General features: G+C 39.9%; 10 protein-coding genes. 7 read left to right on the forward strand and 3 right to left on the reverse strand.

Annotated features, from left to right (window positions below; all coding sequences use genetic code 11):
- Window positions 1-128 precede the first annotated feature (128 nt).
- From BUR11_RS14695 to BUR11_RS14710, 4 genes are all read left to right on the forward strand, one after another.
- On the forward strand, window positions 129-509 hold the full coding sequence (locus BUR11_RS14695) for a group I truncated hemoglobin (RefSeq protein WP_074225741.1): 381 nt from the start codon (window positions 129-131) through the stop codon (window positions 507-509).
- A gap of 288 nt (window positions 510-797) precedes the next feature.
- On the forward strand, window positions 798-1,970 hold the full coding sequence (locus BUR11_RS14700; RefSeq protein ID WP_074225742.1) for an alpha/beta hydrolase: 1,173 nt from the start codon (window positions 798-800) through the stop codon (window positions 1,968-1,970).
- A gap of 37 nt (window positions 1,971-2,007) precedes the next feature.
- The gene (locus BUR11_RS14705) at window positions 2,008-2,568 is read left to right on the forward strand and encodes a Crp/Fnr family transcriptional regulator (protein WP_074225743.1); all 561 of its coding nucleotides are present in this window, start codon (window positions 2,008-2,010) and stop codon (window positions 2,566-2,568) included.
- A 59-nt stretch (window positions 2,569-2,627) separates the two neighbouring features.
- A complete protein-coding gene (locus tag BUR11_RS14710) occupies window positions 2,628-4,118 on the forward strand; it encodes an alpha/beta fold hydrolase (RefSeq protein ID WP_074225744.1) in 1,491 nt (496 codons plus the stop codon).
- Window positions 4,119-4,168: 50 nt separating this feature from the next.
- Here the strand turns inward: BUR11_RS14710 and alr are convergent, their stop codons facing one another.
- Genes alr through BUR11_RS14725 form a run of 3 tightly spaced genes read right to left on the reverse strand, consistent with a single transcriptional unit; the run spans window position 4,169 to window position 8,545 of the window.
- Window positions 4,169-5,347: an alanine racemase gene (alr, locus tag BUR11_RS14715; protein WP_234982175.1), complete on the reverse strand. Its 1,179-nt coding sequence runs from the start codon at window positions 5,345-5,347 to the stop codon at window positions 4,169-4,171.
- Window positions 5,320-7,308 carry a hypothetical protein gene (locus tag BUR11_RS14720; RefSeq protein WP_074225745.1) on the reverse strand — a complete coding sequence of 663 codons (1,989 nt, stop codon included), beginning with the start codon at window positions 7,306-7,308 and terminating at the stop codon, window positions 5,320-5,322. Before BUR11_RS14720 ends, alr begins: the two co-directional genes overlap by 28 nt.
- Window positions 7,309-7,321: 13 nt before the next feature.
- On the reverse strand, window positions 7,322-8,545 hold the full coding sequence (locus tag BUR11_RS14725; RefSeq protein ID WP_074225746.1) for an ATP-grasp domain-containing protein: 1,224 nt from the start codon (window positions 8,543-8,545) through the stop codon (window positions 7,322-7,324).
- 599 nt (window positions 8,546-9,144) lie between these two features.
- Between BUR11_RS14725 and BUR11_RS14730 the strand changes: the two genes are divergently transcribed.
- The 3 genes from BUR11_RS14730 to BUR11_RS14740 all read left to right on the forward strand — a co-directional run bounded on the left by BUR11_RS14730 (window position 9,145) and on the right by BUR11_RS14740 (window position 14,228).
- Window positions 9,145-11,550: an arylsulfatase gene (locus BUR11_RS14730; protein WP_084560989.1), complete on the forward strand. Its 2,406-nt coding sequence runs from the start codon at window positions 9,145-9,147 to the stop codon at window positions 11,548-11,550.
- Between the two features lie 50 nt (window positions 11,551-11,600).
- Window positions 11,601-13,037, forward strand: a complete 1,437-nt coding sequence (locus tag BUR11_RS14735) for a DUF1214 domain-containing protein (RefSeq protein ID WP_074225747.1) — start codon at window positions 11,601-11,603, stop codon at window positions 13,035-13,037.
- Window positions 13,038-13,106: 69 nt separating this feature from the next.
- Complete coding sequence (locus BUR11_RS14740; RefSeq protein WP_234982176.1) at window positions 13,107-14,228, forward strand: SphA family protein; 1,122 nt, start codon at window positions 13,107-13,109, stop codon at window positions 14,226-14,228.
- Window positions 14,229-14,279: the final 51 nt, after the last annotated feature.

Here is a 14,279-nt window from a genome sequence, read left to right on the forward strand (position 1 = left end):
TACGATAGCAAATCCTTCCCTCGATTTTTGGTGGTATTTGTTCCATGTTTTGAGTTTGCTTTTAATTTCTTGCTTCGCGTATTGCCGTGTTGCAGTTTATATATTTTTCAACTTAAACTACATAAACCATGAGTACTCAAGCTTCACATTCTAACCAAACCCTTTATCAACGATTAGGAGGCGAAACGAAACTTAAGATCATTGTCGATGATGTTTTAGACAAGAATGCAAGTAACCCGATGATTGCCTATTATTTTGAAAAAATAGATATGGACCGGCTAAAGCTACTAGTATTTGAATTTTTCTCTATGGGTATTGGAGGACCTCATTCTTATTCAGGAAGAGACATGCGTACAGCCCATACAGGTCTAAATATTACGGACGAGGAATGGGATAGCGGAACTGAAGATACGATATGGGCTCTGGATAAAAATGGTGTGGATCCATCAACCAGAGATGAGGTCATTGCTATACTTGAAACGATGAGGGGTGATATAGTTGGAGTATAATCGTTCATCGCTCCTAGACCATAAATAATTCATTAAAACTTCAGGCGTAGGGATTACTACGCCTATTTTACTTTCAACTTTTTCAGTATTTTATTAATTACAGTATTCCCCTAATCACAAATAGAATTGTTATCAAGAAGTTACTTCCTTAAAATCAACACTAAAAGGAAAATTTTAACCTTGACTAGGTAATTCCCGTGAAATAGCCACAATCCAACATTAATTGGATTAAAACCCAAAATAAAAAGTCCATTATCTTAGGGAATTAAACCCCTTACCCCAAAAAGCATGAGTAAAAACCTCCTACTCCTTATTTTTTTCTTATCTGGAATTCAACTTATCAAAGCCCAAGAAATAAAAGAAATCTCCATCGGTACCGTACACCAAATTCACTCTGATCAACTTAATGAGGATCGAGAATATTGGGTCAACTTACCCGAATCTTACCTTCAAGATGGCTCTTCCTATAAAAAATATCCACTTCTGATCCTGCTAGATGGAAATGCACATTTTCGGTCCATCACAGGGATGGTAAACTATATGAGTACAGGCTACAATGGCAATCGGGTTATTCCTGAAATGATCGTAGTAGCCATTCAGAATGTGGACCGAAGAAGGGACTTTACTCCAGACAAAATCATCACCGTTCGGGAAAATACTTCCGGAGGTGGAGAGCAATTTTTAAGTTTTTTGGAAGAAGAACTGATTCCTGAGTTGGACGCCAACTACAGAACGGATTCTTATCGTATCCTATTCGGACATTCCTTAGGTGGCCTATTGGCTACACATGCTTATATGAAAGAAAAAACGCTGTTTAATGCATTTATAGCCGTAGACCCCAGCTTTGGAACTTGGGATGCGGAAACCATGGACCAAAAACTCGAAGCAGTGACCGATCAGACTTATCAACGATACCTGTATCTGGCCACCGCAAACTGGGGAAAAAGGAATATCAGAAACCGAGATAGACATGTGAGATTATATGAGTCTTTGCATAGCAAAAGCCCTGGGGAATTTCCCGCCAAATTGGAGTACTTCGAACATGAAAATCATGGATCCGTTCCTCCCATTGCCTTTTATCAGGGCATCTCTACTATGTTTGATGGATATGGGATTTCTTACAGAGATATAGAAAGCATGGATCAACTGCTACAGCAGTATCAATTGATTTCCCAACGACTTTCCAATGATTTTCACCCTCCGGAATACTTGGTCAATAGAGTCGGTTATGGTTTCCTTCAAAGCAAAAATCCGGAAGAGCAAGCCATGGCCTTGGAATTCTTTCTCCTAAATACCCAAAACTATCCTGAATCTTACAATGCTTTTGACAGCCTAGGAGAAGCATATGAAACTTTAGGTGATACTGAAAGGGCAATTGAGAGTTATCAACAATCGCTAAATCTTAATCCCGCCCATGAACATGCCAAGAAAAAGATTGAAATTTTAAGAGCAAGTAAGTAATAAGGCATGATCAAGACTTATTTTTTAAATTGAATCTATGAAAGAGATGCTTAATTCAATAATCTGCCTTACAGAAGAGAATTTTCAACTCTTTTCCAATGCATCAAAAAAGAAAAAAGCGGCAAAAGGTGAGTTGCTTTTTACCCCTCAAAATATCTGTAGAAAAATCCTTTTCATAGAAAATGGGCTTTTACGAGGTTTTAAGATCAGTGAAGGCAAAGATTTTACCCATCACTTTTTTTCTGAAAATTGGTTCGCGACTGATTTTGAAAGTTTTTTAACCGGCAAATCCGGATCTTTATTTGTCGAAGCCCTAACACCAATTACCTATTACGAATTTCAGAAAGATGGCTTGGAGCAACTCTATGAACTTCACCCACAATTTCAAAAACTTGGAAGAATCATCGCCGAAAAAGCCTTCCTGTCAACAGTTGAAAAATTAAATGATATCCAAACACTCGATTTAAAAGGAAGGTACCAAGGACTGGTTGCAAAGAATAAGGAGTTATTTCAGAAAGTTCCTCAAAAGTACATCGCCTCCTATCTGGGCGTCTCGGAACAGAGTTTAAGCAGAATTAAAAAAGATTCTTTTTCTTAACATTTGTGAATGCCTAGTGAAAGAATGGATTGTTTTTTTGTGAATAAATTCTTCTAAACATGCGACTCGGGATCTATCTATCCACATTTCTCCTTTTTATTTCAAGCTTTAGTTTAAAGCAAAAAAAAGCATCTGACTTTACCCCAACTTTTACTATTTCAGAGAATCCAACACATAAAATTCCCAAAGGACAGATTTATACTTTTGGATATTTGGAAGTTCTTGAAAACAGGAAGTCCCCTTCAAGTAAAACTATTAAGGTCCCGGTCTACATTTTCAAAAGCCGAAATCCCAATCCAAAAAAAGACCCGATCATCTATACCGTTGGAGGTCCGGGATCAAGTACCATGCCTTCAGCTCAATATATGAATTCCTACCAATACCTGGATGACAGGGATTTCATTTTGATAGAACAAAGAGGAACTTACTATGCTGAACCACACTTGGATTGCCCAGAATGGTCACTAGCAATTTATGAATCCAACCAACCGAATTTTGATTCAAGAAACAAAGATGAACTTTTCGAAAATGCTGCAAGAGCTTGCAAAGAGAAGCTGGAAAATAGGGGGATAGATTTAAATGCTTTTACCACAAATGAAATTGCAGCAGACATACATGACCTTGTTCAGGTGTTAGGAATCGAGGAGTACAACCTTTTGACCATTTCATACAGTACAAAAATCGCTCAGGTTCTAATGCGTGACTATCCTGAAAAGATCAGAAGTGTGGTCATGGATTCCCCTCTTCCTTTAGAGGTGAACTATGATGAGGAAAGCGTAGGCAATCTCTTACAGACCGCAGAGAAGTTACTTGCTGACTGTGAATCTGAGGAGAATTGTAATTATGCATTCCCCTTGATAAAAAGACGATTTTTTGATTACCTCATCGAAAAAACAAAAAATCCATTGGAGGTTTCTGTTCAAAACCCTAAAAATGGGGAAAGAGAAACATTCTATCTAAAAGGGAAAGATCTTATATCCATATTCTCATCTGCTTCCACTGAAGAAGTAGCAAGAATTCCCTTTGAGATCAATAAGCTTCTAGATGGTGATTTATCCTCTGTGAAGGAGCAATTAATCAGCTTGTTTCAAGAGCCAGGAGATGGAGCCGGAAGGGGAATGAGACTTTCTGTTTGGTGTGCAGAGGAAAACCCATTCAATTCAAGCGAAGTAATTGAAAATGAAACATACAAATACCCAGAAGTAACAGGATTGTCTCCTGTCGTTTTCAAGGATGAAATCTGTAAAATTTGGTCAGTGAAAACTGTGTCTGAAATTGAAAATGAACCAGTGGAGAGCGATATCCCTGTCTTGTTAATCAGCGGGGAATATGATCATGAAACTCCAGTCAAATGGGCTGAATCAATGACTACTCATCTAAGCAAAAGTTACCATTTAATTTTTAAAGGATGGAAACATACCCCTACCACCAATTGGAGTAATCCTTGCGCCATGGAAGCAGCAAGCGAGTTTTTCAATAACCCGAATAGATTACCAAATCCCTTATGTCTGAATGAGCTGGAGAACCTGGAGTTTTATACAGATTATTGATTTTTCCCTCTATGGAAAGCAGGTAACGTTTGTTATCTATTGGGTAAATCTTACTTTACAATCTTCCTAGGTATCGCCGAAGGCAAGCGACTCAACATTTCATTATTCAACAGCTGGGTCACTTGAGTAAATGAGCTGATATTGATGGTATTGTTGTTTTGCCGACCAACCAGCACCACTTCATCTCCCACTTGTACATCCGGGATATGGGAGACATCCACCATAAACAAATTCATATTGATCAATCCCACAATCTGGGCTTTCTTTCCTTTGATCAATACATGTCCTCGATTGGATTGGGCTCGCGGATATCCATTGGAATAGCCTAAAGGCATCACAGCCACTTTCATGTTTTGGGAAGCTTGATAGGAAGTCCCATAGCCGATAAACTCACCAGCCTCCACATCCCTGACATCCATCACATCAGTTTTCCAGGTAAAAATTCGCTTAAGTGCTCCATCAGATTGCTTCCCGATTTCCTGCAAATGGGAATAATAAATATCGGGACTGGGCCAGAATCCATACTGTGCTACCCCTATTCTCACCATGTCATACACGGTATCTTTGTAAGCCAAGGCGGCCGCAGAGCAAGCGATGTGTCGGATTTCAGGAATAATTTTCTTTTGCTGGCATTGCTTTAGGAACCCTTTGAACCGTTCATGCTGTGCATTGATCTTGAATAAGTTTGAAAAATTTTCTGCTCCCCCAAAATGAGTGCAGAGACCTTTGAAAGCAATCTCCTCTGGATGCTTCTTGAGAAAACTTAAAGTAGGAGCGAATTCTTTTTTGGTCATTCCGGTACGGTTGGCACCAGTCTCTACCTCGATATGCACTTTTGCCTGCTTTCCTACCTTCCTTGCCAACTCCAGCACCAGCGGTAGGCGCTCATAGTTGAACACATAAAATTCAATTTCATTTCGGATTGCCCATTCAATATCCTCATCATAGAGAATACCCATAATCATCACATCACTGACCTCTGATTTGGCTTCCAGAACTTCCTCTGCTTCAAAAGCTGAAGCAGTAGCAAAATGACCTACTCCAGCTTTTTCGGCCATCTTTACAAAAGATCGAATACCATGGCCATAGGCATTAGCTTTGACCACAGAGGAAATCCGAACCCCATCTCCGACCTTTTTCCTGATGAAATTTATATTATTCGTTAGCGAGGATTGACTCAATTCTATTCTCGACGAATGTCTTACCATAATTTTGTTTGTTGATTCCATACATACGATTTGCCCCAGCTTTCCCTAGCCATTTTTTCCACCATAATGAGCTCTTCTTGGGGCACCTCATTGAGCTTATTTCTCACATCCAAAGTACTATAATGAAAGGCATAAACTCGCGCAGCAAAATGATGGAAAGGCAAGGATGATTCGCCCTGTTTTTCTCCTTGACCATGCACTGATGGCTTGATTCCCTGTCCCCAGTCCTGTCGGCCTTCGTTGTTTGGATTGAGAAAATAAGCCCGCAATTCACCGGTTTTGGTTTCATCAACCCTAAGAAGGGATACAGCGTGAAACCCGATCATATCTCCCTTATTGCTCGTGATGAAAATTCCTACGGGGTTAGGATATACCATTTGTTGATTCCCATTGTAGTTGGGATGAAAAGCTCCATAAAAGATTCGGAGATAGCCTGGATAATCCATGATGGAGTTACTTAGGTAATCGTAACAGGAAGCAAATCCAACTTGTATCCACTGACCGTACATCGCAGGATTGACCCATTTGTGTGGGTCGTCTAACCTACCTGCGGATAACCTCATCATTTCATTGTAGATCTTATCCAAGTGGGGAACCAACACTACAGATACTACATCCAAGTTGTAGTCGAGCTGATCCACCAAGCCTTTCAACAGATTGTTTGAAACCAAGTTTTGGTTTTCAAATCGCATGATCAGGTTGTTTTGGGTGGACACGGTAATGATCATATCAATCAGTTTTGCGGGAGAATGCTGACTCCACATACTGATCCCTCTGGCCGATTGGCAGGTAGGGTTATTGCCTTGACCCACACCAAGCGGTTGACCCAGTACCTTGATCGTACCCCCAATCAAATATTGAAGTGCCGTAATTTCCGCATCTGGGTTTGTCAAGGATTTCATAATCCTCTTCTCCACTTGAGGATTGATTTTAATACGTCGTAGGTTTTCCAAACCTATTCTAACAGCCCTTCTGGAAAACAGGTTTTTGCCAAGCATCCTGGCCAAACCATAAATACATTGACAATTGTCCCAACTGACTGTTTCCAAAATCAAGTTGGAGACCATTTCATGGAATTTTTCCCATTCGGCAATTCCACGATCATTCAGATCCAGACAAATTGGAACCAAGTTTGGATTTTTCTCAACTATAAATCGTAGTATGAGGGCATGATATCCACTTACCAATCCTGTGGCATTCATATACTCCCCCATGGAAAGAGATTCCGATGCGAGTTCCGTTTCAGAAGCCTGATCTAAAAACTCTAGATAGGCTTCTTTTCCTTCATGCAGTTTGGCTCCTTCGGATGGTGCGAAAAGCGCATCTATGTAAATGCGAATCGCTTTATCCTTCTTAGTAGTACCGGAAGTATCAAATCTTCTATTGACCAAGCTGATCAATTCCCGAGCTTTTTGGGTCCGAATAGGTCGTTGCTCACAAACCATCTGAACCTCATCCACCAACTTTCCATAGACCCCATTGAGGTCCATTTCAGACATGATAAAGCCAAAGAGATTGAAGGCTTTTTTCAACTCCCGGTCCGACATCCGTACTCGGGTTTCCTCATTTGGCTCCCTAAGGGCAAATTCCAGATTATGCACAATGACTTCTTCTAGAAAGCTTTGCGCATCCTCTGCAGAAAGTAGCTCGTGGACATCCTCTCCATTGGCATAGCGAAGCATGCGCAGTTCGGATAGGGTTTCAAAACTAGAGGAGGGATGCCCATATTTGAGCGTACCTTTCACTAAAAATGGAACCAGCTTATCAGGATCATTCCAGGATGTACCCTGAAAAAAGCCCGCTTTCTCCAGCTCGACACTTTTGTGATAGAGGTAAGCAAGACCTGATCTTGTCAAACTCAAAATATCAATGTGGCTGGCCAACTTGGTTGCTTTCTCTTTCTTAGTGAGTGCTCCAGAGTCGATAAACTCCTGGAGACTTTGATCGAAATTATTAAATACCTTTTCGGTCGTCAATCCCATTAATTACTTCAGATTATACATAAAATTCTTCTTCCTCATAATGTTTTAGAAGCTCAGTCATCCGATCCGGATCCTCCCCTTTGAAATTGATGGTTCCAAAGTGATTACCAAATCCATTTCGGTCTGCACTTAACTTCTGCCCTTCATAAGGTGCAATCAACGTATGCTCCACGAAATAAGGCTCATTGTTGAGGGACTCAGGAATTTCTAACTTGGAGAACTGACGTTTCTGTGGATAGATCATCACATTTCCATGGTAGTTTTTGGGTTTGAAATCTTTGGCAGGAAATATCTCATCCAATTCTTCCTCGGTAATATTTGGATCATGGCTAATCACAAAGGCAGCCAAGGCGTCAAATTCATACGATTTAGAACATAATTCCAGGATATGACCTCCTGGAATTCTACAGGCAGTTTCTCCGAAATTAAGCTCATCTTTTTCAGTCAAGAACCACTCAGGGTGAACCATACCATATTCGATTCCAAAGATGTCTACCATCTTTTGAACTTCTTTGTGGATCAAATCCCGCTTGCTTTCCAAATACCTTCCTTCTGGGATAAAGTTTGAGTAACCTAGTTTCACATATTCAGTGATATTGAGGAATCTGATTTTTCCTTTGTTGATAAATGCTTCACATGAAAACTCACGACCTGGCAAATGGCTTTCCGCCAAACAAGGAAAATCACTATCCTCACATTTTTCGTCTATATCACTCATGGAGCGAAGTAGTCTGTGTCCTACTGTACCTGCTGAAGCAAATGGCTTGATGTGTACCCAGCTATCTTCTTCTCCTTCCAGCTGAAGGTTTGCTTGATTCAACCGTTTCATAAAGGCCTTAACACCTTCTTTATTATATACCTCTTCAAACAGTCCAACTCGTAAACCACCAATCAATGCTTTTCGCTTCATCATGGCCTTGTTACGAAATAAAAATGCCCTATTAAGTACACGTGGGTCTCCACGATAAATAGAGTTAAGAGCTCCTGCCCATTCCACTGTTTCTTCGTATAAAGGAACTGCCACATCCGCGTCGAATGCTTTCAGCTTTTCATAAAGGTCAAGGGAATTGGAGCTATCACTCCACTCATCCAGTTGATAGGGAAGAAAAGGGATATTATTTTCTTGTGCATAAGGTTCAAAATCTGGAAAGGAAACTACTACAAAGGGTCTTCCTGTTTTTTGCATACTTTCTATGACGGGCAAACTCCAGCCCATTAGTGCGAAACATTTAGCCATGATTTAAATGGATTAAGGGTTAAAAAACTGATTAATTGGATGTCTAATGCAACACTGGATGGTGTGATAGAGAATTGGACAGATCAGTCAAAAGATCAGACATCCTCTTATACAAGGGATCTTACAAGAAGTTCGTTCCATAAATTTTCAATCCCTTAGTAGAGTACAAGGATTCTTAGAATATTAGAATGAATTTGGATTTTAGGAAGTTGAAAAAGCAGATTCAAACTGTATTCTAGTTTACACCTGCACCTATTTTTTTGTGGAAATAACCTAGCTGCTTAAAACAGTTATAAAGGAATACAATTTAAGTACAAACTCATCTATTTATTTTCTAACACCTGTTGATTATCAGAATATTATACGAGCTTCAAATTGATTTATAATAAGTTATTACATGATTTTAATCATATTTAATCCTACCCTTATTGACTAACTTAACATTTGTATTAAAGATTGAAATCTTCTTTTCAGTAGTCAGTAATTTTTCCCAATTCTAATCGCTGCACAAATAGTCCGCCATTCAGTTTTTAAAACGAAGACAAGATCTGAGAATACGCAAATCAATTATATAACAAATCGAATAACCTAGCTCAGTTATGAATTCTTCATTTTTGCAAAAAGCAGGGGGAGGCCTAGTATTTATACTTGGTATCTTTAGCCAAATTCCTACTGGCATAGCTCAAGAGGTGATCCCATTTCCACAAAAGAAATCAGGTGGAACTCCAGGCTTGACGATTCAGGAATCAATTTATAGCCCTAACAAAGAAATAAGCTATTTAAGTAAAGACGCTCCTAATATCATTATCATATTAATTGATGATGTAGGTCCAGCTCAGTCAAATACGTTTGGAGGGGAAATCAATACTCCAACAATGGACAAGATCGCTGGACAGGGGATTACCTACAATCGATTCCACACCACAGCCATGTGTTCTCCTACCCGTGCTGCCCTATTGACGGGAAGAAATCACCACATGGTCGGAGCAGGTCAAATTGCAGAATTGGCAAATGATTGGGATGGCTATTCAGGAGTTCAGCCTAAAACCAGTGCCATGCTTCCTGAGGTTTTAAAAGCATATGGATATCACACTGGGGCTTGGGGGAAATGGCATAATACTCCTGCCCAATACACTACTGCAGCGGGTCCTTTTGACTATTGGCCCACCGGATATGGCTTTGAATATTTCTATGGTTTTTTAGCTGGAGAAGCCTCTCAATATGAGCCAAATATGGTTCGGAATACTTCCATTGTACACCCCAATGAACCTAAAGATGGAAAACCTTATCATTTAACAGAAGATATCGCTGATGATGCAATTGAATGGCTTCAAGACCATAAAGCATTTTCACCAGATAAACCCTTTTTCATGTATTGGGCTCCGGGTGCAGTCCATGGACCTCATCATGTTGCCAAAGAATGGGCTGACAAGTACAAAGGGAAATTTGACGATGGCTGGGACGCCTACCGAGAACGTGTATTTGCCAATGCAAAGGCCAAAGGATGGATTCCTCAAGATGCTCAATTGACTCCTAGACCAGCAACTTTGCCGGCTTGGGATGATATTCCAGAAAGCGAAAAACCTTTTCAAAGAAGGTTAATGGAAGTTTTCGCAGGTTTTGTAGAACATACCGATGTACAAGTAGGTAAGGTAATCGATGAAGTGGATCGTTTGGGTTATGGTGACAACACCCTCATCTTTTATATCTGGGGTGATAATGGAGCTTCAGCAGAGGGGCAGGGAGGAACTATCAGTGAATTGTTGGCCCAAAATGGAATACCTACTACCATTGACCAGCATATTAAAACATTGAATGATTTAGGGGGGCTAGATGTTCTTGGTAGCCCAAAAACTGACAACATGTACCATGGAGGTTGGGCATGGGCAGGCAGCACTCCATACCAATCGACCAAATTGATTGCCGCCCATTTCGGAGGAACTAGAAATCCTATGGCCATCCGTTGGCCCAAGAATATCAAGCCTGATTCAAAACCACATACACAATTTCATCATGTGAATGACATTGTCCCTACCATATATGATATCCTAAATATTACTCCTCCCAAGGTGGTAAATGGTTTCCCTCAAGACCCTATTCAAGGAGTAAGTATGTCGTACAGCTTCGACAATGGTCAAGCTAAAGGTGAAAAACTTACCCAATATTTCGAAATCATGGGAAGTCGGGGAATTTATCATGATGGTTGGTTTGCAAGTGCTAAAGGACCAAGGGAACCTTGGGTTCCTGGGATACCTAAAGGAATGTTTAATGAAAAAGGAGAATTGATCTGGAACCCCAATGATGACAAATGGGAGCTCTTTAATTTGGAGGAAGATTGGTCTCAAGCCAATGATCTATCCGGTCAAATGCCTAAGAAACTTAGGGAAATGCAAGATCTTTTCTTGGTTGAATTTGGTCAAAACAAAGGCTTGCCAGTAGGCGGAGGATTATTTGTTCCTTTGGTGAGACCTGACCTGAGAATTTCCTCTCCATATACTGAATGGACTTTTGCCGGAAACATGACCAGAATGCCGGAATTTGCTGCTCCAGCTCTGGGTAACAAAGAAAATATAGTGACGATCAATGCAAACTTCCCTGCAAATGCAGATGGGGTAATCTATTCCTTGGGTGGGTTTTCTGCTGGCCTCAGTTTGTATATGGAAAAAGGTATCCTATCCTATGAATACAATCTCTTTGAAATCTCACGGACTCACATAAAAGCCAAAAGCAAACTTTCTCCAGGCGCAAAAAAGATTGAAGTCATCACGAAATATGTAGAAAAAAGACCTGCGGGACCTTTAGAAGTTTCCATCTATGTAGATGGAAAAGAGGTGGCCAAAGGGATAGTCCCAGTCAGTGCTCCTTTAGGGTTCACCGCCAATGATTGTTTGGATGTAGGGATAGACTTGGGATCACCTGTTTCCATAGACTATTATGACAGAGCTCCTTTCCGATTTAACGGAACTATAGATGAAATGCAAGTAAAATATACAGGTTCAAAATAGTAGAATAACCGCTATCTCTTTAATAATAAGGCATACCAAAAATCAATACAATGAAAATTCTAAGTACTCTTCTATTTGCTTTTAGTATATCTATTTTTCTGGGGGCCTGCTCAATGCAGACCGAAAAAACAGGGGAATTGAAAGTCGGCGAACAAGGCTATGTAATGCTCACCGACGCTGAGGTAGAAAACTTAATCAAGCGCTCTTACCAGTATGTAGCCATGTACAATGTCAACAACAAATTTGCACTAGCTAAATCAGGTATGACCACTAAAGGCTATAATAAGGGCCTAAAAAACACCCAATTGTTGGACCACACCGTAAAAGCCATTGCAAGGCCCAACAATGATGTGATGTATCAAATGGCCATGTTGGACTTACGAAAAGATGCCGCCGTATTTGAATTTCCTGCCATGGAATCCAAATATGTCTCCTTGATGGCCACTGCCTATGATCATTATGTCAATGTGCCTCTTACTACCACTGAAGGTGATTTTAAAGAACCAACCACTATTCTTTTCTATACTCAGCGAACAGAAAATTACGATGGATCTCCTGTAGAAGGTGTAGACGAAATCTTCGAAATGACAGGTGATTTTGTATCTGTGGTACTAAGAGTTATGCCTCATGCCAACGAACCAGAAAAGTTTCAAAGGATTGTAGACCAAATTAATCAGATCAAAGGCATGACACTTTCGGAGTTTCAGGGTAAACCAAAACTTCCGGAAGACCCCATTGAATTCCCCGATTATGGAGCCACAGATGCAGATATATTCGAACATAACTTATTGGAGGTGATGCAATTCATCTTCAACCATACCACATTCGATACCACCAAGGTTTTGGATAAGGCTGTATTAACTGCATACAAACCCTTGGGGATAGAACCAGGCAAAACTTATGATCCTGAAACAGCTTACAAGATAGATGGAAAGCGTTTTCGGGAAAAATCCATCCAAATCAAAGAGGAGTTTTTGGCTAAAATGAATAATCCAGAAGAAAGTAAAAGTCTATTACCAAAGTTGTTTCAGTTGAAAGGAAATATGACTCTAGAACCCATGGTATTGCAATCTGTTGTAGGGCCTATAGGCCTACCACTCAAAGAGGCAGTATATCCTCCTGTGGTAACCTCAGATGGAGCTCCAATGAATGCTATGAATGATTATGTCATTGAAATGTCAAAAGAGGAAATCCCTCCAGCTACTGCTTTTTGGTCGCTGACTCTCTATGATACAGAGAATGGATTTTTCATCCCAAATGACCATAAGAAATACAGTGTAGGGGAAAACTCAGGCATGCAATTGAATCCAGACGGAGGAATTAAAATTTACATTTCCGAGAAAAAACCAGACGACATCCCCATGGACAACTGGCTTCCTATCAATAGAATTGACCAGAATATTGATGTCATATTAAGGGTTTATGCACCGGATCTTGAAAAATATACAACCTGGACTCCCCCAAAAGCTGTAAAGGTGGTAAAATAATTTAAATCAAATCTTTGTCTTCAAAAATCAATCATATGTAGTGAAATCTAATCTCTAAATCACAAAGTCATGAAAAGAGTCAAAAACATTAATCAAGGAAAGGAGAAAGATCTCTCTTTCCTTGATGGAAAATGTGCTCAAAAAGTTCGTTCCAGAACATTAAAAAGATCGATATTCTTGTTTTTCTTGTTTGGAGCACTGATGGTATTTTCCATTGCTGATCTGAAGGCTCAAGTAGTCTCCCCATTTCAGGGAGGACATTATACTACTGGATTGAAAAATATCCGGGACATGGCAAATCCACCTTCGGGCTTATTTGTGCTTTGGTACAATTCCTCCTTTTCCAGTAATACATACGTGGATAGAAATGGCGACAAATTCAAGAGCATTAAACTTGACCAATTCCATCCCAAACTGCCGAACATCAACGTAGACATTGATTTGAATGGATTTACAACCATTCCCGCTATTTTTTGGGCATCTGAATTCAAAATTTTGGGAGGAGCTAATTTCATGGCTGGTATTTCTCCAAGCTACATGTCTGTAGATGCTTCACTCATTACAGAACGGAATGGAATCGTCATTGACACGGTATATACCAACATCTCTAAAAGTAAAGTTTCAGGTTTCAGTGATACTTTTTTTGCTCCTGTTGGCCTGTCTTGGGACAAAGAAAAAATTGATTTCACTTTCCTTTATGGTTTTTATGCTCCTACCGGCAAATATGAGACTGGCTCATCGGATGGTTTAGGCCTTGGATTTTGGACCCATCAGTTTCAAGGTTTTGGATATTTTTATCCCACTGCAGATAAATCCACTGCCATTTTATTGGGTTTAACCTATGAAGCAAATAGTAAAATAAAAGATGCAGAGGTTACTCCTGGTAACAGGTTTTCCTTAGAATGGGGATTGAGTCAATACCTTAGTGAAAGACTGGAAGTAGGAGTAATGGGCGGACACAACTGGCAAGTTTCAGATGATAAAGGAGAGCAGGTGTATTGGGATCCAACTTTCCACGACAAAAAAAATACCATCGCATTCAATGCTGGATATTGGCTTTGGAGCAACCGATTGATGGCTAATTTGAAATACACTACGGATTATGGTGCCAGACAGCGTTTCGAAATGAATTCTTGGCTATTGAACTTCGTATTTGTAACCAATGCATTTACAGGAAAATCAAGTAAATAACCATCAAAACAATGAAATTGAAAGTTCTTAGGCTTAAATCTTTGGCTCATT

It is taken from the genome of Algoriphagus halophilus, from assembly GCF_900129785.1.
GTDB lineage: Bacteria > Bacteroidota > Bacteroidia > Cytophagales > Cyclobacteriaceae > Algoriphagus > Algoriphagus halophilus.

What these genes read in the sequence shown, in the direction of transcription:
- BUR11_RS14695 (WP_074225741.1), top strand. Translation starts at nt 129, where the DNA reads ATGAGTACTCAAGCTTCACATTCTAACCAAACCCTTTATCAACGATTA.
- BUR11_RS14700 (WP_074225742.1), top strand. Translation starts at nt 798, where the DNA reads ATGAGTAAAAACCTCCTACTCCTTATTTTTTTCTTATCTGGAATTCAA.
- BUR11_RS14705 (WP_074225743.1), top strand. Translation starts at nt 2,008, where the DNA reads ATGAAAGAGATGCTTAATTCAATAATCTGCCTTACAGAAGAGAATTTT.
- BUR11_RS14710 (WP_074225744.1), top strand. Translation starts at nt 2,628, where the DNA reads ATGCGACTCGGGATCTATCTATCCACATTTCTCCTTTTTATTTCAAGC.
- alr (WP_234982175.1), bottom strand. Translation starts at nt 5,347, where the DNA reads ATGGAATCAACAAACAAAATTATGGTAAGACATTCGTCGAGAATAGAA.
- BUR11_RS14720 (WP_074225745.1), bottom strand. Translation starts at nt 7,308, where the DNA reads ATGGGATTGACGACCGAAAAGGTATTTAATAATTTCGATCAAAGTCTC.
- BUR11_RS14725 (WP_074225746.1), bottom strand. Translation starts at nt 8,545, where the DNA reads ATGGCTAAATGTTTCGCACTAATGGGCTGGAGTTTGCCCGTCATAGAA.
- BUR11_RS14730 (WP_084560989.1), top strand. Translation starts at nt 9,145, where the DNA reads ATGAATTCTTCATTTTTGCAAAAAGCAGGGGGAGGCCTAGTATTTATA.
- BUR11_RS14735 (WP_074225747.1), top strand. Translation starts at nt 11,601, where the DNA reads ATGAAAATTCTAAGTACTCTTCTATTTGCTTTTAGTATATCTATTTTT.
- BUR11_RS14740 (WP_234982176.1), top strand. Translation starts at nt 13,107, where the DNA reads ATGAAAAGAGTCAAAAACATTAATCAAGGAAAGGAGAAAGATCTCTCT.